18 protein-coding genes are annotated in these 20,105 nt (G+C 41.8%); 13 read left to right on the top strand and 5 right to left on the bottom strand.

The window, feature by feature from the left end:
• Positions 1 to 136 precede the first annotated feature (136 nt).
• From secDF to GGR21_RS16605, 5 genes are all read right to left on the bottom strand, one after another.
• Positions 137 to 3,121: a protein translocase subunit SecDF gene (secDF, locus tag GGR21_RS16625; RefSeq protein ID WP_183308361.1), complete on the bottom strand. Its 2,985-nt coding sequence runs from the start codon at positions 3,119 to 3,121 to the stop codon at positions 137 to 139.
• A gap of 281 nt (positions 3,122 to 3,402) precedes the next feature.
• The gene (locus GGR21_RS16620) at positions 3,403 to 5,052 is read right to left on the bottom strand and encodes an AMP-binding protein (RefSeq protein WP_183308360.1); all 1,650 of its coding nucleotides are present in this window, start codon (positions 5,050 to 5,052) and stop codon (positions 3,403 to 3,405) included.
• Positions 5,053 to 5,131: 79 nt separating this feature from the next.
• Positions 5,132 to 5,686: a helix-turn-helix domain-containing protein gene (locus tag GGR21_RS16615; protein ID WP_183308359.1), complete on the bottom strand. Its 555-nt coding sequence runs from the start codon at positions 5,684 to 5,686 to the stop codon at positions 5,132 to 5,134.
• Positions 5,687 to 5,704: 18 nt separating this feature from the next.
• Positions 5,705 to 6,628 carry an RluA family pseudouridine synthase gene (locus tag GGR21_RS16610; protein ID WP_183308358.1) on the bottom strand — a complete coding sequence of 308 codons (924 nt, stop codon included), beginning with the start codon at positions 6,626 to 6,628 and terminating at the stop codon, positions 5,705 to 5,707.
• Positions 6,629 to 6,733: 105 nt separating this feature from the next.
• Positions 6,734 to 7,840: a carboxypeptidase-like regulatory domain-containing protein gene (locus GGR21_RS16605; RefSeq protein WP_183308357.1), complete on the bottom strand. Its 1,107-nt coding sequence runs from the start codon at positions 7,838 to 7,840 to the stop codon at positions 6,734 to 6,736.
• Positions 7,841 to 7,995: 155 nt separating this feature from the next.
• On the opposite strand from GGR21_RS16605, the gene fabD reads away from it, so the two are divergent.
• The 13 genes from fabD (at position 7,996) to GGR21_RS16540 (ending at position 20,103) form a co-directional block, all read left to right on the top strand.
• Positions 7,996 to 8,877: an ACP S-malonyltransferase gene (gene fabD / locus GGR21_RS16600; protein WP_183308356.1), complete on the top strand. Its 882-nt coding sequence runs from the start codon at positions 7,996 to 7,998 to the stop codon at positions 8,875 to 8,877.
• Between the two features lie 83 nt (positions 8,878 to 8,960).
• Positions 8,961 to 9,920 (top strand): dTDP-4-dehydrorhamnose reductase, encoded by a 960-nt coding sequence (gene rfbD, locus GGR21_RS16595; RefSeq protein WP_317169900.1) that lies wholly within the window; start codon positions 8,961 to 8,963, stop codon positions 9,918 to 9,920.
• A 14-nt stretch (positions 9,921 to 9,934) separates the two neighbouring features.
• Entirely contained in the window at positions 9,935 to 10,492 is a 558-nt protein-coding gene (locus tag GGR21_RS16590) for a hypothetical protein (RefSeq protein ID WP_183308355.1), read from the top strand.
• A 118-nt stretch (positions 10,493 to 10,610) separates the two neighbouring features.
• Positions 10,611 to 11,066, top strand: a complete 456-nt coding sequence (locus GGR21_RS16585; protein ID WP_183308354.1) for a hypothetical protein — start codon at positions 10,611 to 10,613, stop codon at positions 11,064 to 11,066.
• 120 nt (positions 11,067 to 11,186) lie between these two features.
• Positions 11,187 to 12,863: a putative transporter gene (locus GGR21_RS16580; protein ID WP_183308353.1), complete on the top strand. Its 1,677-nt coding sequence runs from the start codon at positions 11,187 to 11,189 to the stop codon at positions 12,861 to 12,863.
• Positions 12,863 to 13,330, top strand: a complete 468-nt coding sequence (locus GGR21_RS16575) for a hypothetical protein (RefSeq protein ID WP_246348099.1) — start codon at positions 12,863 to 12,865, stop codon at positions 13,328 to 13,330. The genes GGR21_RS16580 and GGR21_RS16575 overlap by 1 nt, the downstream gene beginning before the upstream one ends.
• Before the next feature lie 93 nt (positions 13,331 to 13,423).
• Positions 13,424 to 14,050, top strand: coding sequence for a ribonuclease H1 domain-containing protein (locus GGR21_RS16570; protein WP_183308352.1), 627 nt, complete (start codon positions 13,424 to 13,426; stop codon positions 14,048 to 14,050).
• Between the two features lie 15 nt (positions 14,051 to 14,065).
• A complete protein-coding gene (locus tag GGR21_RS16565; RefSeq protein ID WP_183308351.1) occupies positions 14,066 to 14,875 on the top strand; it encodes an FRG domain-containing protein in 810 nt (269 codons plus the stop codon).
• Positions 14,876 to 15,126: 251 nt separating this feature from the next.
• Positions 15,127 to 16,707 carry a peptide chain release factor 3 gene (locus GGR21_RS16560; protein ID WP_183308350.1) on the top strand — a complete coding sequence of 527 codons (1,581 nt, stop codon included), beginning with the start codon at positions 15,127 to 15,129 and terminating at the stop codon, positions 16,705 to 16,707.
• Positions 16,708 to 16,712: 5 nt separating this feature from the next.
• A complete protein-coding gene (locus tag GGR21_RS16555) occupies positions 16,713 to 17,468 on the top strand; it encodes a lipopolysaccharide kinase InaA family protein (RefSeq protein WP_183308349.1) in 756 nt (251 codons plus the stop codon).
• A gap of 16 nt (positions 17,469 to 17,484) precedes the next feature.
• Positions 17,485 to 18,591 carry a glycosyltransferase family 4 protein gene (locus GGR21_RS16550; protein ID WP_183308348.1) on the top strand — a complete coding sequence of 369 codons (1,107 nt, stop codon included), beginning with the start codon at positions 17,485 to 17,487 and terminating at the stop codon, positions 18,589 to 18,591.
• Between the two features lie 64 nt (positions 18,592 to 18,655).
• Positions 18,656 to 18,829 (top strand): hypothetical protein, encoded by a 174-nt coding sequence (locus tag GGR21_RS16545; RefSeq protein ID WP_221233028.1) that lies wholly within the window; start codon positions 18,656 to 18,658, stop codon positions 18,827 to 18,829.
• 248 nt (positions 18,830 to 19,077) lie between these two features.
• Positions 19,078 to 20,103 carry a hypothetical protein gene (locus GGR21_RS16540; RefSeq protein ID WP_183308346.1) on the top strand — a complete coding sequence of 342 codons (1,026 nt, stop codon included), beginning with the start codon at positions 19,078 to 19,080 and terminating at the stop codon, positions 20,101 to 20,103.
• The last annotated feature ends 2 nt before the right edge of the window (positions 20,104 to 20,105 follow it).

The raw sequence follows: 20,105 nt of genomic DNA, 5'->3' as shown, positions 1-20,105 counted from the left end.
ATTTCACAAATAGACAGACTCTTTTAACAATATATATTTGTCGGTGGGTTTTAGATTTTAAAGAAACAATTATAAAACAGAATGAGGGCTGATCATATATGATCAGCCCTCATTCGTATATTGATTATCCTGGTATTTATTTTGATTCGGATGATGCTTTATCTTGTTTCTTTTTCAGCATTGCCCATGCAACCGGAGTTCCGACGAACAATGAAGAGAATGTTCCGATAATGATACCGATAAAGATAGCGAATGTAAAGCTACGGATCGTATCACCACCCAAGAGGAATATGATGAATACTCCGAGCAATGTACTCATGGCAGTATTTACCGTACGTCCTAATGCTGAGTTAAGTGCCTCGTTGATAGTTTCGGTAATATTACGTTTAGGATATAGAGTCCTGATCTCACGGATACGGTCGAAGATAACCACCTTGTCATTGATAGAGTAACCCACAACTGTAAGGATTGCAGCTATAAATGACTGGTCTACTTCCATAGAGAACGGCATGATCTTATACAATATAGAATATAAGAAGATTACCAGAATAGCATCGTGTGCCACTGCAACCAGCGTACCTACCGAGAATGCTACATCACGGAAACGGATCAGAATATAGAGTCCCATACACAAGATCGCCAGTACTACAGCTATCGAAGCCGATTTTTGCAAATCTTCGGCAACACTTGGCCCTACACGCTGCGAACTTTGTATAAAGTTGTCGATAGAACTACCGGCAGGCAGATATTGCTGAAGGGCTTTAGTCATTTTAGCCTTGATTTCAGCTTCCACCTCATCGCTGGTTTCTTCTACTTTATAGTTGGTTGTTATACGCACCTGACTTGAAGTAGATGCCTGACTGGCTGATCCACTGGTCAATACAAGTACCGTAGAACCTTCGAATTCAGGAACTAATAGTTTTTCCACATCACCAGCAGTCACTTTCTGGTCGAAACGTACCAGGTAATTGCGTCCACCTGTGAAGTCGATACCCCAGTTCATGCTGTTGATAAACATAGAAGCTATACCTACAACTATAATAACTAAAGGAATTATAGCAGCTTTTTTAGTAATACCAAGGAAGTTGATATTGGTATTTACAAACAGGTTTCTTGTTATCGGAGTAGTGAATGTAAGGTTACGGAATTTACCTTTGTTCAGCATGAAGTCGTAGAACATACGGGTAAGGAATACCGCAGTGATGAACGATGCAATGATACCGATGATCAATGTTGTTGCAAATCCCTGGATAGCACCTGTACCGAACATAATCAGAATAGCGGCTGTAAGGATCGAAGTAACGTTGGCATCGAATATGGCCGAGAAAGCATGTTTGTACCCGTCCATAATAGCCACTTTCGTATTCTTGCCCGCTCGAAGTTCTTCTTTCGCACGCTCGTAGATAAGCACGTTGGCATCGACTGCCATACCCAGCGAGAGCACGAGTCCCGTTATTCCCGGTAACGTGAGCACCGCACCAAAGGATGCGAGAATACCCATTGTGAAGAACAAGTTGATAAGAAGAGCGGCATCAGCTATTAAGCCCGGTATTACACCATAGGCAAGACACATATATGCCATCACTATAATAAGAGCCAACACGAACGACAGCATACCGGCGTCGATAGCTTCCTGTCCCAGAGACGGACCTACCACATCTTCCTGTACGATACGTACACCGGCTTTCATTTTACCTGATCTAAGAACGTTCTCCAAGTCCTTTGCATCTTCCACAGTGAAGTTACCGGTGATCTGAGAGCGTCCGCCTTCGATACGATCGTTTACATTAGGTGCCGAATATACATATCCGTCGAGTACGATAGCAATGGCTCTTCCTTTTTCAGCGCCTGTTATTGTAGCCCAACGTTGTGTTCCTGTCGAGTTCATCTGCATATCCACTTCCCATGCTGCACTGTGTTGCGATTGATCTGCTTTTGCAGAGACAACCACTTCTCCGTCCAATGCCGGGCCTTTTTTAACACCGTCACCACGAAGTGTGTATAATGCAAACTGAGTTTCCCTTGCATCTTCGGCTTTGAAACCCCATGCAAATGTAAGGTCGCTAGGATACAGGTCACGATATTTATACAATATAGTATTGATAGCTGCTGTATCGTTCTTATGTGCAAAACCTATGATCGCTGAATGAGGTACGATCTGCAACAGTTCGTTCAGCGGTTTGTTAAAACCAAGACTGCTTGCAACTGGTGCAGGAGCAGTAGCCAAAGAATCAACAACTACGTTGGTAGAGTCTGTTGTTGTTACGTTTCCGGCGATGGCTTCTCTCGAACGTTCGGCAAGAGCTGCCACATAACCTTGTACTTCGGTTCCGTTATATGTTTTCCAGAATTCGAGGTTTGCACTACCCTGAAGTAATTTCTTCACACGATCCGGTTCTTTAATACCCGGTAGTTCTATCAGAATACGTTCTGCACGGTCGAGCTTCTGAATATTCGGAGCCACAACCCCGAAGCGGTCGATACGTGTACGTAATACCTGGAATGAGTTGTCGGCTATACTTTGAAGTTCTGTACGCAAAGCGCTAACAACTTTATCGTCTTTGTCGGTCGCTGTTATCTGGTCTCTCAGCTTTGTACTGAAAACTCCGGCTAACTTATCGTTCCCGTTAGCTGTTTTAAACTTATCGACGAAGATTGTGATAAAGTCACGATTACTACCTTTACGGTTTTCTTCCGAAGCCTGATTGATAGCTGTGATGAATGCTTCATTCTCCTGATCGCCCAGCGAACGGAGTACTGCTGCCGCATCTACTTCTACGATAACACTCATACCACCTTTCAGGTCAAGACCGAGACCGATCTCTTTTTCACGGCATTGTTTCAGTGTATAACCTGTGTTCTGGAACATGTTTAAACCTGTCCAGTCCATAGATAGCCACACTTTTTCCGTAGACATAGAATCGAGGTAGCGGTTGTATTCTTTGTTGTACAACTCTTCGTACAATTGTTGATTGTCTTTTGCATGCTCTGTAGCATATGATGTAGCATATTCTATTGCTTTATTGTCATAACTTTTAGTTACAAACGTAAAAGACAAGTAGAACAGACACACCAATGCAAGGAGAATGGAAAACGTCATTACAAAGCCTTTGTTCTGCATCTTAGATTTTACTTTTTGTTAGTATATTTATGTTTCTATTTCGTTCAAAATAAATAAAATACGCACATATCTTGTTCTGCTTTACCTCAAAAAGACGTTAAACAGAGATACACACACACTTTAAGGCGTGCAAATATAATCTTTTATTCTTTACAAATCATAATAAAACATAAAGAAATTAGTTAATTAGCAAATTTGAAAATTAGCAAATTCAGAAATTTATAAACAATTAAATACTACAGCTTCCAATTTGCTAATCCGCTAATCTGCTAATTTTCAAATTAGTCTTGTTTCCTTATCTCCGCGCGCTTTATTTTCCCGCTGATGGTTTTTGGCAGTTCATCAACAAATTCGATGATGCGCGGATATTTATATGGAGCCGTCACATTTTTCACATGATGCTGAATATCATGTTTCAGGTGATCATCGGCTTTATCCTTATAGTCGACAGCCAGTACGATCGTGGCCTTCACCACCTGTCCCCTGATATCATCGGGCACGCCTGTAACAGCACACTCCACTACTGCAGGATGTGTCATTAGTGCGCTTTCTACTTCGAACGGGCCAATGCGGTATCCCGAACTCTTGATGACATCGTCGCTACGGCCTACAAACCAGTAATATCCGTCCTCATCGCGCCAGGCCATATCTCCGGTATGATACACATCATCATGGTACACCTCATTGGTTAGCGCTTCATCTCTATAGTATCCCATGAAGAGTCCCAGAGGTCTCCACCGGTCTGTCCTTATAACTATCTCCCCCACTTCACCGTCTTCTACCGAACGGCCGTCCAAGGCTATCAAATCCATATCGTAGGCCGGATTGGGTACTCCCATCGCTCCCGGTTTGGGTTCCATCCAGGGGAAGGTTATTATAGTAGGCGTAGTTTCGGTTTGACCGAATGCTTCCATCATCTTTATGCCCGTAGCCTGAAGAAAGGCTTCGAACACCGACGGATTTAGCGCTTCGCCTGCTGTAGTTGCATATTTCAGCGAAGACAGGTCATATTGCGATATATCTTCACGTATCATAAAACGGAATACGGTCGGTGGTGCACAAAACGAGGTCACTTTATAATCCTGTATGATTTCGAGCATCGAGGCCGGAGTAAATTTATCGTGGTCGTAAACCATAACAGCCGATCCTGCGATCCATTGCCCATATAGCTTACCCCACACGGCTTTTGCCCAGCCGGTATCGGCCACTGTGAGATGAAGACTGTCCTCTGACAGGTTATGCCAGTATTTGGCTGTGACAATATGTCCCAGAGGGTAGACGAAATTATGGATCACCATTTTAGGCTCGCCTGTCGTACCTGATGTGAAATATAATAACGATATATCGTTGTTGTCGTTTACATGCTCAGGTCTAACAAACGGTTTAGCTTCTTCCAGTCCTTTGTCGAAGTTGATCCAACCGGCAGGAGTTTCTTTTCCGCATACCAACCTGTATTTAATGGTAGGCGATTCGGTCATCGCATCATTAACATGTTGCACAACTATTTCGTCATTCACCGACAAGATGGCTTTTATATCGGCGGCATTGTTTCGGTAAACGATGTCTTTCTTTGTCAGCAGGTGTGTTGCAGGTATTGCTATTGCGCCTATTTTGTGCAAGCCAACCACAGCAAACCAGAATTCGTAACGGCGCTTGAGTATCAGCATCACTTTATCGCCTTTGCCAATACCTAGTGACTGGAAAAACGATGCAGCACGGTCGCTCTGTTCTTTAATGTCTGAAAATGTAAAATCGATATGTTCTCCCAGATCATTGACCCAGCAAATTGCTCTTTTTCCGGGATTTATTTTTGCCCATTCATCCACAACATCATATCCGAAATTGAAATTATCAGGAATGTTTACATGGTAATTATCAGCAAAATCTTTTGTGGATGTGAAGTGTATTTTATCTAAAAACTTTTCTAACATAATGTTTTTATTTCAAGATTTCAGGTTTCAAAATTCGCTATTGTCAGAATATATATATAATATTGAAATTTTGAAACGTTTATAAAACTACAACTATCATTCTTACTTTCTTATTGTCTAAGGCCCTCATGCCGTGTGGCAGACTGGAATCGAAGTAGATGCTGTCTCCTTCCTCCAGTATCAGGTCTTTACCATTTATTTGTATCAGCATACGCCCTTCGAGTACCATATTGAACTCTTGCCCGTTGTGACGGCTGTGATGTATTTCGGTGTCTTCACCTTTTGGTTCTACTGTCACTTCAAAGATTTCGGCTTTGCGGTTATTAAACCCGCCCGCAAGAGTCTGGTAACTATAATCCGCTACACGGTTTACTGCCAAGCCCCTACCTTTACGGGTAAGGAAGTAGCTGCTCATTCGCGGTTCATCATCAAACATAAGTACCGATACATCAATGTGGTGCGTAGAAGCGATACCTTTCAGCACACTGATAGTCAGATCTTTCTCACCCGATTCATATTTCAGGTAATCGCCAAGAGGGATATTACAACTTTGAGCAAATTCTTCGACTGTCATGTCTAAAGCTTCGCGCAAACCTTTCAGGCGTTGTCCGATTTGATTTATATCTTCGTTCATACCTAGTATATTATTAGATTATTGTTCTTTAGGAGTTGTTGGCTTCGGATTTATCATATTCTGCATGGCTTTTGGTATAGGACTGATAAATTCGAGTGTTTGCTTGCTGAACGGATGCACTACCGTCATTTTCCTGACATGCAAGGCTATTCTTTTTATTGGATTGCTGGGTGCGCCGTATTTTTTATCGCCCACCACCGGATGACCGACAGACTGCATCTGCACACGCAATTGATTCTTGCGTTTGGTTTCCAGATCGAAATCCAAAAGTGTATAACGACCTGTGGTTTTCACAGTTTTATAATGGGTTATAGCCTCCATTCCCCCGTTATCGGTAGCAGAAGACATCATCACAAAATTTTTGTTTTCGGTGAGCCATGACTTCACTGTGCCGTCCGCATTTTCAGGTTTTCCCTCTACCACCGCAGTGTAGACATATTCTTTCACAAGATTATCCCAATTCTTCTGAAAAACACCCTGTACTTCAGCGCTTTTGGCGAAAGCGAGTAATCCCGAAACATCCCTGTCGAGACGGTGAAGCACAAAAACACGGTTATTGCGCCCACTCTTTTTCACGTATTCGTTCAATACATTATATATCGTCCTGCTTTTTTCCTTGTCGGTAGATATGGTCAGGTAACCGGCTTCTTTGTCTATGACGATCAGGTCGTCGTCTTCGAAAACGATTTTAGCTCCTTTCAGTCTTTTCTCTTTACGCGACTGGTCGTACTTCATTACCGACACTTTATCGCCGGGCTTAAGTTCCTGGTCGAACTGTGTGATAAGTTTACCGTTTACCTTTATCTGCTTGTGTGCCAATAATGATTTTATGGCATTGCGGCTTTTGCGCACCTGTTTTTCGATAAGAAAATCGAGTAGCTGCGCAGGCTTATCCGCTTTAATTTCTTGTAGTATGGTATCTCTTTTTGATGTATTCCTCATTATAGTTGTATAAATAATCGGGGCAAAGGTAAGAGTTTTTATTTAACACGGGTAAATATGCTAATCGGTAAAATAATGGATAATAACTAAAAAAGTATAAATAGATTATTGAGATGCTGTATTGTCAGAACTATTACCCATCTCATATAACTCTTTGGCATCATTCCTTATCTTTTTTAATCCTTTAACTGCCAGCGAATCCTGCATATTCATAAATTTGTTATCCAGAAAAGTAGATATGATCTCTTCTTTATCTCTCACCTTATATGAATATATATATGTATAGTTCGATTCTGAAAAGTATATCCGGTCACCTTCACGCAGAAAGTATATTCCCGAACTCATTTCCAGAAGCTTATGCGACACGTTTCTGTAATAAGTAAATTGATAAGGAAGACTCTTCAGCCTATAAGGTATCGATTCGTCCTGGACGGATATCAGAGTGGTATCAGCAGCATTTATAAGGTATACATTCTTAAAGGTGATACGGGATTTTTGACCCGGATAGACTTCCAGTTTAATAATGCTATTGTTATCCGATATAGACGAAGTTACATATCTGTTAGCGAAATTATCGGATATATTATTAATATGGAATTCGCTTTTCCCGGTTTTCAGTTTCAATATCTGTGAGGTGACGCTATCGGGAAGAATTTCCTTGTGTTTAATATCCAGCAACCATATATCGAAAGGTATAATTGTTTTTTTAGGTTGTATCTTTGTTTGCAGGGCTGCATACTTAAAGTAGAAATCCCTTTTTTCACCCGATATTTGTTCCGATTCCGTATAATGGGCTATATAAGTCATATATTTACCGGTGATCATTTTACTTTTGGTATTGTAAATCGCCCTTTGTACCAGTTTACGGGCAGCATCACTATCTATCTCTACAGGGGGCAGCGAAAACGGAGATAAAGTGAGGGCTATTATTTTATCCTTTTTCAATATAGATAACTTTATCGTGACAGTTTCATAGCCGAGGCATTGTATTTTGAGCATATCGTCTGACTGATCAGGGATCAGGAATTTTCCATTTGCATCACTGGTTACCGTTTGCTTTTTTTCTATCCCATACGTAATCACCGCACCATGTACCGGGCGTTTATCCTCACTGTCGACGACTCTTCCTTCCACTATATCCTGAGAAAACAGCAGACACACCGGATTAAACATAAAAGTAATAAGTAAAAACAGCAACAATCTTGAGTTCATAGCATAGGATTCTATCTTAGGATTCTATCTACTGATAAAAGTAATAATTAATATTGTACATGAAGAATATCGGAAAGAATTTATTCTGTATTGATTATTTTCGTAATTTTGCACGCTGAAATTAAACAGCTAATATTAACTATTTAATATTTAAAATGAAAGCATTTGTATTTCCAGGACAGGGAGCACAGTTTGTAGGAATGGGTAAAGACCTGTACGAAACGTCTCCGCTTGCCAAAGAAATGTTTGAAAAAGCAAACGAAATTCTTGGGTTCAGAATCACAGATCTTATGTTTGCAGGTACAGACGAAGATCTTCGTCAGACAAAAGTTACCCAACCGGCTATATTCCTTCACTCGGTGATATTGGCAAAAACCATGGGCGAAGATTTCAAGCCGGACATGGTTGCCGGACACTCCTTAGGCGAATTTTCGGCGTTGGTGGCAGCTGACGCGCTATCGTTCGAAGACGGGCTGAAACTAGTTTACAAACGTGCTTTGGCAATGCAGAAAGCCTGCGAAATGAATCCTTCTACTATGGCTGCCGTACTTGGCCTGCCCGATGCAAAAGTAGAAGAAGTATGCGCGTCCATTACAGACGAGATTGTAGTTCCGGCTAACTATAACTGCCCGGGACAGGTCGTAATTTCGGGAACAAATGCCGGAATCGATAAAGCATGCGAACTGCTTTTGGCTGCAGGAGCTAAACGTGCCCTTAAACTGAAAGTGGGTGGTGCGTTCCACTCTCCATTGATGGAACCTGCTAAAGTAGAACTTTCGGCCGCGATAGACGCTACAGAAATAAAAACCCCTGTATGCGCCGTATACCAGAATGTATCTACTGTAGGCGAAACAGATCCTACTGCTATCAAGACTAACCTGATCGCCCAACTGACGGCTCCTGTAAAATGGACCCAGTCGGTACAGCATATGGTGGCCGACGGTGCAACGGAATTCATAGAACTTGGCCCGGGCAATGTATTGCAGGGACTGGTGAAGAAAATAGCATCGGAAGTAGCTACCAGCGGTAAACAATAAGAAAACTAATTATGAATTAAGAATGAAGGATTATGAGTTATTTCTATTTTTCATTCTTAATTTTTCATTTTTAATTAAAAAAAGTGGCATTTTTCTCAGGAAACAAACAGGCTGACGACCAGGATGAAACCGCCAGGAACATATTTATGTTCGAGCTTGTACAAAAAAACATTTTGATAACAGGTGCTAACGGCCAGTTGGGTAGTGAATTGAAGCGTGCATCGAAAGAGCATGAAAATAATTTCAAATTCATCTTCACCGATGTGAGCGAACTCGATATCACCGATCTTGATGCCATCAACGACTTTGTAAGAGAAAACAAGATCCGGTACATTGTCAATTGTGCTGCTTATACAGCAGTAGATAAGGCCGAAGACGACATTGACCTGTGCTACAGAATCAACCGTGATGCTGCGGCTAATCTGGGTATAGCTGCCACAAACAACGGAGCAAAGATTATCCATATCTCCACCGATTATGTATATGACGGTACGTCAACAAAGCCTTATGCAGAAGACGATGAGGTAAACCCACAATCGGTATACGGCAAATCGAAACTGGAAGGAGAAAGAGAACTAATGAGAGCCTGCCCCGGCAGCATCGTTATACGCACCGCCTGGCTGTATTCCATTTTTGGGAATAACTTTGTGAAAACCATGATGAAATACGGACGCGAACGTGATGAACTAAATGTGGTAGCCGATCAGACAGGCACTCCGACTAATGCAGCCGATCTGGCACAAGCAATAATCAAGATACTCGATCACAGCGAAGCACACGGTTTTTCCGCGGGCATCTACCATTATTCTAATGAAGGAGTTACCACATGGTATGACTTTACGATACAGATACACAAAGACGCCGCCATTGCCTGCAAGGTGAACCCTATTACCACCGACCAGTATCCGACTAAAGCCATCCGTCCGAAATACAGCGTGCTCGATAAATCAAAAATAAAATCAACATTCAATCTATCTATTCCTAAATGGGAAGATAGCCTGAACATTTGTATTGAAGAATTGTTAACTAATAATAACAATTAAATACACAAAACTAAATGAAAACTACTTTCATTTTTGGCCCTCTGGCTCTTTCTCTAATGCTCTTTTCTTGTGGTAGCAATCAGGCTAAAGAACAGCAATCCCAAGTAAAAAACCTGGATATCCAACTGGACGAAGTAGCCCTGAGCAGTAAATTGAATACGATAGACCTGACAAAGGTAGAACGTCTCACACAAATCCAGTATGACACTCTTCAACTGGCAAAGGTAGAAGGTTTGCAGGGATATGATATCGCCGACCTGACTATGGGGCGTGTTTTACTTTCGAATGAGAATGGCAGAATACTCACCATACAGGTTGTCACCGACGGTGAGATTACAGAATACCTGCTAAGCTATGATAAAAACGGAGTATTACAAGGTAATCTGCTGGTAGCTTACGAAGATATGGTGGAGTATTACAGTGAGGTAACCTCCCGTATCAACTCGAATAAGATAATGGTACAGACTGTCAATTTCACTTATGGCGATGAAACGGGAAATACGCTGGAAAAAGCTGACACCGCTGTCATTAGTTATCAGATAACAAAAGATTTAAAAATCGTAACAGATTAAATAATTGCACTGATGTTTATGTGAAGCCTTTCTTTCCGGAAGGCTTTTTTATTTCTTATGCAGCTATTTTTTATTGAATAACATCAATAAGATAGAAGCAATCTTAAACTCAGAAACTATGAAACATCAATTATTGAAACTCTCAGCATCATTATTATTAAGTATCTCATTATTGTCATATACCTCTTGCAGTGATGACAAGGATGAAAATAATGATTGCGGAAAGGACATTTATGATCCGATGGAAAACAACCCGGCCAAAGAAGTAGACTGGCTTGTGGATATGATTGAAAACAGAAGTGTTACTTCAGGTTATATTGTCTTGTATAAAATGGATGGAGAAAACTATTACAGAAGTAATTTTTTATATCCCTATGATAAACCATCCACTGAAAAAGCGCAAAGTGATATACTGAAGCTATCGGTCGAGCAACCTCCTCAATATATCTACAATTCAGAAGGGGCACTTTGTGGTAGTTCATATTATGATGAAAAGTACAAAGAATTTCTTGACGAATTCAGCAGGAAGGCGACTGCTATAGCTACGGTCTGGAAATATGAATCATGTAAATAATGGTTTTTCGGCATCAATAATATCACTAAACACACATTTACCAATTTTCACCCGTCATATTGGTAGATTGGCATTAATTGTCGTACCTTTGTCCTCCGTTTTATAACGTAGTACAAAGTTATGGATTGGTTATCTGAAACCATACTCGAACCCTCATCGGTTCAGTCTATTATCATCATATCCGTTGTTTCGGCAGTAGGAATACTATTAGGTAAGCTGAAACTTTTAAATGTTTCGCTGGGAATTACATTCGTATTCTTTGTCGGCATTCTTATCGGGCATTTCAATCCCGACCTGAACATGGATATGTTGCAGTTTGCCCAGAATTTCGGACTGATTATGTTTGTGTATGCACTGGGCTTACAGGTAGGCCCCGGATTCTTCGCTTCACTAAAAAAAGGAGGGCTAAGACTTAACATGCTGGCGCTGGGCGTAGTATTTATCGGACTTATACTAACAGCAATCCTAAGTTTTGCCAGCGATATATCATTACCAAACATGGTCGGCCTGCTTTGCGGAGCAACGACCAACACCCCGGCGTTGGGTGCGGCGCAACAAGCAGTAAAACAACTTACGGGAGGCGACAGCCGGGTAATCGCAGATATGGCTCTGGCGACAGCCGTGGCCTATCCGTTAGGGGTAGTCGGCGTGATATTGGCGATCATATTCCTGCGAAAAGTGTTCGTACCTAAAAACGTACTGTCTGAGTCGCACGAAAAGAAAGACAACAATATGTACGTCGGTGAGTTTCATATCACCAATCCGGCCGTAGAAGGGAAAAACATACGTGAAATAATGCAACTGGCATCACGCCATTTTGTTATCTCCCGTATATGGAGAGAGGGAATTGTCACTATTCCTACATCCGAAAGTGTATTGAAGCACAATGACCATCTGCTCATCATATCGAAAAAATCGGATGTCGAGCATATTAAAATACTCTTTGGTGAGCAGGAAAATGTAGACTGGAACAAAGAAGACATCGACTGGAACCATATAGACAACAGTCAGCTTGTCTCCCGCAGGATAATCGTGACCAACAGCAAGGTGAACGGTGTAAAGCTGGGGACTTTGAAGCTACGCAACAGCTATGGGATAAATATTACCCGGGTAAACCGTGCAGGTATAGACCTGCTTGCATCGCGCGAACTAACACTCCAGATAGGGGATAAACTGACCGTGGTAGGCGAAAAAGTATCGATAGATAATGTGGCTAAAATACTGGGAAATGAGGAAAAACGTCTTAACAGGCCAAACCTGATCGCTATATTTCTCGGTATCGCCTTAGGGCTTATATTAGGGGCTATGCCTATTCCGTTTCCCGGTATGGATTTTCCTATAAGACTGGGGATTGCCGCAGGACCCATCATCGTAGGTATACTGATGGGTGCATTCGGGCCCCGTTTCCGCATATCCACTTATACTACCCAAAGTGCAAACCTATTGATGCGTGAATTCGGACTTACTGTCTATCTGGCTTGCCTTGGTATAGGAGCAGGAGAACACTTTTTCGAAACGGTGTTCCAGACCGAAGGGCTTATATGGATAGGCTTCGGCTTCATTCTCACTGTCGTCCCTGTACTTATCATGGCGCTTATCGCAATGAAAATCTATAATATAGACTATGCTAAGAACGTGGGTATGCTTTGTGGCAGCATGGCAAACCCGATGGCACTCAATTATGTAAACTCAACGATAGACGATGACGATCCTTCGGTGGCTTATGCTACTGTATATCCGGTTTCTATGTTTACAAGGATTGTATTTACCCAGTTATTGCTGATGATCTTTTTCTGATGATAAGAGAAAAGATAATAAGAACCCTGAACGAAGCCACCCCGGGGCTGGAATTGCTGGAAGACGATTTCTTTGTGATAGGAGCCTCTGCTATTATTCTATCCGGAATAGAAATTGGTAATACCAATGATATCGATATACTCACATCTACCCGCGATTCCGCCAAACTCAAAAAAATCTGGAATGATAAAATAGAGAACAATCCCTTGATGAAAGAATCGGAGCTGTTCAAATCGGATTTCAGCAGATATAGTTTTTCCGAAATGGATATTGAGATAGAAGGAGATTTGCTTGTTTATAAAGAAAACCACTGGCTAGAAGTGAATGTACATAAATATGTTTCTATCGAGATCAATAATCTGTTTATCAAAATCCCTACAATAGAAGAACAGATGAGGATTCTCCGGTTATTCGGCAGGGAAAAAGATATGAAGCGTTTGAAACTGATGCAAAACACAATGTACTAAATCACCTGAACCTTCCTAAAGAATCAAACCACAGAATACGATTACCCATCGGCATTATTTATTACATTTGTACCGTAAAAACAGAAAAACAGCGTGGCAAAGAAAAACTTTTATGTAGTATGGAACGGCGTAAAGCCAGGCGTCTATTCCCAATGGAATGAGGCCAAAGCACAAGTTGAAGGCTACGACGGGGCTATATATAAGTCTTTCCCTACCGAAGAAGAAGCTACAAAAGCGTTTAATGACAACCCGTGGAATTATGTAGGTAAGAACGCTGAAAAAAAGAAAAAAGTCTCTATAAACAGTATCCCTGAAATAATAAAAGACAGCCTCTCGGTAGATGCCGCCTGCAGCGGAAATCCGGGCTTGCTCGAATACAGGGGCGTGTATGTGAAAACCGGCGAACAGGTGTTCCATCAGGGGCCGTTCGAAAAAGGGACAAACAATGTGGGCGAATTCCTGGCACTGGTACACGGTCTGGCACTGTTAAAACAGAAGAACTATAATATCCCCGTTTACTCTGACAGCGCCAATGCCATTAAGTGGGTGAAAGAGAAAAAGTGTAAGACCAAACTGGAGCGTGTACCCGAAAACCAATCGCTTTTCTATCTGATAGAGCGTGCTGAAAAATGGCTGCGAGAAAACACTTATACCACCCGAATCATAAAATGGAAAACTGACGAATGGGGCGAAATACCCGCCGACTTCGGAAGAAAATAACAAATACCTGATACCATGAGGCGAATAACACCAGTACTGACATCCGAACTCTTCCACTACTTCGGCAATCCGAAGCAAACAAAGGTAGGTGCCGCACAGGCATTCAGACTGGAAACATTCAGGGAACTCGTTGAGCATGTCGCGCGCCTGTCGTTCGCCAACAAAGACCATATGCTCTTCTACCGTGGGCAGGTTAATGATTACCGCAATAAAGCCGGGATATCCACTATTTACCCGACCATATACCGGGGAGATTATCTTCCTCAAAACGAACTGACCGAACGGTTCCGCATTCTGAAGGAAAAAGGATATACGCTTGCCCGCCTGTTTGAAGAACGCAAAATAGAAGGCTACCGGGAAGTGAAAAAAAGAAGGAATATACAGTGGAGCATCCTTCAGCATTATGAAGTGTGCCCTACCCCTTTCATCGATTTTACCCATTCGCTGCGGGTAGCTTGTTCGTTCGCTTTATCGGGCAACAAAACAGATAAGGGCTATGTATTTATTTTCGCCCTTCCCTATCCTACCAACCGTATAAGCGTGAATTCAGAGCACGACCTTGTTAACATACGTTTGTTAAGCATTTGCCCGCCAACAGCCTTACGCCCTTATTTTCAGGAGGGTTATCTTGTATCTACAGATGGCATCACAGACAAGTACGATACCAAAAGTGAACTGGACTTTAATAATCGTCTGGTGGCAAAATTTGAGATACCGACCGACATATCTTTCTGGGGAAAAGATTTCGACGGCATTCCTGATCACCTGCTTTACCCCGATGCCGATCCTGTGCTGGAACTTTGCAGGGAAATAAAAGAACTGTAATGGGGCTTATTAACCCTTCACCAAGCAGTTGAACAAAAAATAATAAAATTATATTTTATAATTACATAAAATACAATTACTATCATAAAAGAAGAGGCGCAAAACATCAAAAGCCTGTTTCTCATCTGCTTGTTTCTTTAGATGTATAAAAAAAGAAACAAAATCTTCACATAATTAAACCATTCGTGCCTGTTAATAGTCAAAAAGCTATAATTATTTTTACTATTTTTGCATCTCATTAATACTGAAAGATGAGCGAACTGGAAAAAGAGATTCATAAACGGCGTACCTTTGCCATTATAAGCCATCCCGATGCGGGTAAAACGACACTGACCGAGAAACTACTGCTTTTTGGTGGTGCTATACATGTGGCAGGCGCCGTGAAATCGAACAAGATAAAAAAAACAGCCACTTCGGACTGGATGGAGATAGAAAAGCAACGTGGTATATCAGTTGCTACCTCCGTGATGGGATTCGATTACGATGGCTACAAAATAAACATCCTTGACACGCCTGGTCACCAGGATTTTGCAGAAGATACTTACCGTACGCTTACCGCCGTAGACAGTGTAATCATTGTGGTAGACTCAGCCAAAGGAGTGGAAACACAGACACGCAAGCTGATGGAAGTGTGCCGTATGCGCCGCACTCCGGTAATGATATTCGTCAACAAGATGGACAGAGACGGGAGAGATCCGTTCGAACTGTTGGATGAACTGGAAGAAGAACTAAAGATCGGTGTTTGCCCGCTTAGCTGGCCTATCGACAGCGGACAACGGTTTAAAGGTGTATATAATATTTTTCATGAAAAGCTGGATCTTTATACTCCCAGCAAACAGACTGTTACCGAATCGGTAGAATTTAAAGATATAAGCAGTCCCGAACTGGAAAGCCATATAGGAGATAATCTTGCTGCTAAATTGAGGGAAGACATAGAGTTGATAGAGGGTGTATATCCTTCGCTCGATATAGATGTTTACCTGAAAGGCGAGGTTGCCCCTGTATTCTTCGGATCGGCGCTAAATAATTTCGGGGTGAGGGAGCTTCTCGATTGTTTTGTGCAGATAGCCCCATCTCCACGACCTGTAGAAGCCATTGAAAGAATAGTGAAGCCCGAAGAGCCTAATTTCACAGGTTTTATTTTCAAAATACACGCCAATATGGACCCGAATCACCGTTCATGTATAGCCTTTGTGAAAATTTGCTCGGGAAAATTTGAGCGGAATGTGAATTACAAGCATATCCGTCTCAACCGTATGCTCAAATTCTCATCACCAACGGCATTTATGGCTCAGAAGAAAGAAACTGTAGACGAAGCATTTGCCGGAGATATTGTCGGACTGCCCGATACAGGAAATTTTAAAATAGGAGACACGCTGACAGCAGGTGAAGATTTGCACTTCAAAGGCCTGCCAAGCTTCTCTCCTGAAATGTTCAAATATATAGAGAATGCTGATCCTATGAAGTCTAAACAGCTTCAAAAAGGTATAGACCAGTTGATGGACGAAGGCGTGGCACAGCTATTTACCAACCAGTTCAACGGCAGGAAAATTATCGGCACGGTAGGACAGCTTCAATTTGAAGTTATCCAGTACCGCCTGTTGCATGAATACGGTGCCCAGTGTAAGTGGGAGCCAATAAACCTCTTTAAGGCCTGCTGGATAGAAAGTGACGATAAAGATCAGTTGGAAGACTTCAAAAAACGCAAGTCACAATATATGGCATGCGACAAAGAAGGACGTGATGTATTCCTTGCCGATTCGAACTATGTTCTAAACATGGCTCAACAGGACTATAAGGATATTAAATTCCATTTTACATCCGAATTTTAAAACAGATGAGTAAAGTAAAACTGGTTATAAATGACGATTACGGAGCTCTTCTCAGATTCATAGAAGACCTGCCATTATCATTCCTGCGATCGGGAGAAGTTGTATATTCGGGACGGAACCTGATAAAGACTTTCGATGTGGACGGGCTCAAGCTAAATGTGAAGTCTTTTAAGAAGCCCATACTCATCAACCAGATAGCTTACGGAACCTGCCGGAAATCAAAAGCACGCAGATCGTATGAATATGCTTTTCGTCTGAAAGAGAACGGATTCCATACGCCCGATCCTATCGCCTATCTGGAGCTGAGAGAATACAAGTTACTCAAGTACAGCCTCTACATATCTATCCATGAAGAATTTGATGGCATCATGCGCGAATTCTACAATGGCCAGCTTGAAGGACGTGAAGAACTGCTTCGCCAGTTTGCCTTATACACAGCCGCATTGCATGAGAAAAAAATACTTCATATAGACTATTCGTCGGGTAATATATTATACAAAAAGGAGGGTGACAAATATACATTTTATCTGGTCGACCTCAACAGGATGCGGTTTGGTAGAACAATAAGCCTCGATACTGCATGTTATAATTTCAGACGCCTTTGGGGCAACGATGAAATGATAAGCTTTATGGTGAAAGAATACGCCAGAGCTCGCAATTTCGATGAAGCAACCTGTTTACGAAAAACATTTGAATACAGAAAGCGTTTCTGGGAAACTTACAGCAAGCAACATCCGGGAATGAAAGCTTATGGCGATTAAATAAAAATCTAATATTATGAGGATAGGTTTCGATGCGAAAAGGGCTGTATCCAATTTTACGGGACTAGGCAATTACAGCAGGTTTGTAATTTCAAATATGATGAAATATTATCCTGACAATGAGTACAGGATGTTCATTCCAAAGCTTCCATCCGAAAGCCATACGGAAACTATAGCAAATGAAGAGGAGTACTACTCCCTGAAAAACACGCGAAAACCTTTCTGGCGGACGTTAGGAATACTAAAAGATATAAAGAGGGAAAAGATCGATCTCTACCACGGGCTCAGCAACGAATTACCATACCATATCAACCAGACAGATGTAAAGAGCGTGCTTACGATGCACGATCTCATATTCCTCAGATATCCGCAATTCTACGGCCGCATAGATAGAAATATATACAATATAAAGGCACGGTATTCATGCAAGGCTGCTGACAAAATAGTGGCAGTGAGCGAATGCACCAAACGGGATATCGTACATTATTACGGCACCGATCCTTCTAAAATTGAAGTGGTGTATCAGGGATGCTTCCCTATCTTCAGAGAAGAAGTGACCGAACTGAAAAAGAACGAAATAAAGAAAAAATATAATCTTCCGTCCGAATACCTGCTCTCTGTGGGAAGTATCGAGGAACGAAAGAATATACTGCTGATAGTAAAAGCCCTCAGGCAGATACCAGATATCCATTTTTATGCCATTGGCAAGAAAAGAAAATATGCCCGTTTGGTTCAGCAATATGCCGACGACAATGGCCTCTCGGACCGTGTGCATATGATAAGCAATGTGCCATTGACAGATCTGCCCGCCATGATGCAGTTGGCCACTACATTTATATATCCATCTTTGTATGAGGGATTTGGCATACCTGTTATAGAAGCTATTAATTCGGGTGTTCCCGTCATAGGAGCAACCGGCTCTTGCCTCGAAGAGGCGGGAGGCCCCGATTCCATCTATGTAAACCCGCACGATGAGGACGAACTGGCACATCAAATCCGTAGGTTGTTAGATGATAACACCCTGAGAACAGAAATGATAAAGAATGGACGGGAATATGTGAAAAGATTTTCGGACGAAGTTTGCACCAGGGATATGATGGCAGTGTATAGTAGTTTGTTTTAGAAAATAGTCTGTTAAAATCGTTCTATTTTTTGCTACGCGCAATCGAAGATTGCTTGTCATTCTTTTGGCCAAAGCCCCAAAAGAATGCAAAAACGCTTTGGTGGCTCATCCTCCGTGCGACCCGTTACAGGCTCACGGGCTAAACCAAATAAACTCGCCTGCGGCTCAGACAGTATTTGGTTTCACGCCCCTTTCTCCTGACGGGTACCCCGCACTGCGGACTAATGCCACCAGCTGACGCCCCAGTGGCGCGAAGCGACAATAGCTTGTAGCCCGGAACTGCCTGAAGGGCGTAGAATTGAAAATCGCCGAAGCGCAGGCGAGGCAAACCTGTAACTTTTAATAGAACAATTAATACCAACAAAAAATATTCTATACTAAAAACACAAGATAACGTAACGTTTTCTTAACCCAATCTTAACGTTATAACGATTCTGTTTTCCAACAATTAAGCTTTACTTTGCGGCATATTAAAAAAATCCGAAGATGAAGAGAATATTTATCCTTATTTCAATTTTTTCAATTTTTGGCTTAAACTTGTCGTACGCCCAGGATTCATTAGCATTTAAACCATCAGGAGGAATTATTGCCCGTAGCTTTATCGATTATAGTGCCGGATTTGGGCATGTGAATAATCAATCGGGATTTGATATAACCAGAGCCCTTTTAGGATATAATTACAAATTCAGCCGCACATTGCAGGCCCAACTCGTTATCGATGGAGCAGCAGGAAAGACCTCGTCCGACGGACTTCAGGTATATGTACGTAATGCTTTCGTGAGATGGTCAGACAAAGGGTTTACCTTTAATGCAGGGCTTACCGGACTTTTGCAATTCAGTACACAGGAAGATTACTGGATGCACCGTTATGTGATGAAATCATTTCAGGATCTTAATAAAATGGCTCCGAGCGTCGATCTCGGTATCACGGCGGAATATGAAATAAACGAATTCCTTTCGGCTGACCTGAGCATAACAAACGGAGAGGGCAACAAAGTGGTGAAGAAAGACAACAATATGCGCTATGGCGCAGGCCTTAGTGTTTTTCCGATAAAAAATACCATCCTACGCGTATATGCCGATATATATAACGATGATGAAAATCAACGGGATGCGCTGCCTGATGGGATCACTGATATTAAATATAAAGACCAGTATACCCTGGCTTTATTTGCAGGTTATCAGAATAAGAGAATATCTTTCGGTGCTGAATATAACCGTGTTTACAACAAAGGTTTCATAGAAAAGAAAGACTATTATGGTTACTCGTTTTATACATCAGTAAAACTGGCTGACAAATGGCGGGCTTATGCCCGTTATGATCTGGCTGAATCATCTGCTCCGGCTTCGTTCACCGAACCGTGGAACGATATGGACGGACAACTAATGATGGGAGGTGTAGAATTCCAACCGTTGAAGCAACTAAAAATATCACCCAATTTCCGCAATATCAATCCCGAAAGAGGGACCGCTGAACAGTATTTATTTATTAATCTGGAATTTAACCTATAAAA

It is taken from the genome of Dysgonomonas hofstadii (assembly GCF_014196915.1).
Lineage (GTDB): Bacteria > Bacteroidota > Bacteroidia > Bacteroidales > Dysgonomonadaceae > Dysgonomonas > Dysgonomonas hofstadii.
Note: the sequence above shows the minus strand (reverse complement) of the source record. Positions and strands in the feature narration are given on the sequence as shown.

Coding starts and splice junctions, on each gene's coding strand:
- GGR21_RS16560 (WP_183308350.1), top strand. CDS start 15,127: ATGAGCGAACTGGAAAAAGAGATTCATAAACGGCGTACCTTTGCCATT.
- GGR21_RS16540 (WP_183308346.1), top strand. CDS start 19,078: ATGAAGAGAATATTTATCCTTATTTCAATTTTTTCAATTTTTGGCTTA.
- GGR21_RS16580 (WP_183308353.1), top strand. CDS start 11,187: ATGGATTGGTTATCTGAAACCATACTCGAACCCTCATCGGTTCAGTCT.
- GGR21_RS16565 (WP_183308351.1), top strand. CDS start 14,066: ATGAGGCGAATAACACCAGTACTGACATCCGAACTCTTCCACTACTTC.
- GGR21_RS16550 (WP_183308348.1), top strand. CDS start 17,485: ATGAGGATAGGTTTCGATGCGAAAAGGGCTGTATCCAATTTTACGGGA.
- GGR21_RS16555 (WP_183308349.1), top strand. CDS start 16,713: ATGAGTAAAGTAAAACTGGTTATAAATGACGATTACGGAGCTCTTCTC.
- GGR21_RS16620 (WP_183308360.1), bottom strand. CDS start 5,052: ATGTTAGAAAAGTTTTTAGATAAAATACACTTCACATCCACAAAAGAT.
- GGR21_RS16605 (WP_183308357.1), bottom strand. CDS start 7,840: ATGAACTCAAGATTGTTGCTGTTTTTACTTATTACTTTTATGTTTAAT.
- GGR21_RS16575 (WP_246348099.1), top strand. CDS start 12,863: ATGATAAGAGAAAAGATAATAAGAACCCTGAACGAAGCCACCCCGGGG.
- secDF (WP_183308361.1), bottom strand. CDS start 3,121: ATGCAGAACAAAGGCTTTGTAATGACGTTTTCCATTCTCCTTGCATTG.
- GGR21_RS16610 (WP_183308358.1), bottom strand. CDS start 6,628: ATGAGGAATACATCAAAAAGAGATACCATACTACAAGAAATTAAAGCG.
- fabD (WP_183308356.1), top strand. CDS start 7,996: ATGAAAGCATTTGTATTTCCAGGACAGGGAGCACAGTTTGTAGGAATG.
- GGR21_RS16590 (WP_183308355.1), top strand. CDS start 9,935: ATGAAAACTACTTTCATTTTTGGCCCTCTGGCTCTTTCTCTAATGCTC.
- GGR21_RS16615 (WP_183308359.1), bottom strand. CDS start 5,686: ATGAACGAAGATATAAATCAAATCGGACAACGCCTGAAAGGTTTGCGC.
- GGR21_RS16585 (WP_183308354.1), top strand. CDS start 10,611: ATGAAACATCAATTATTGAAACTCTCAGCATCATTATTATTAAGTATC.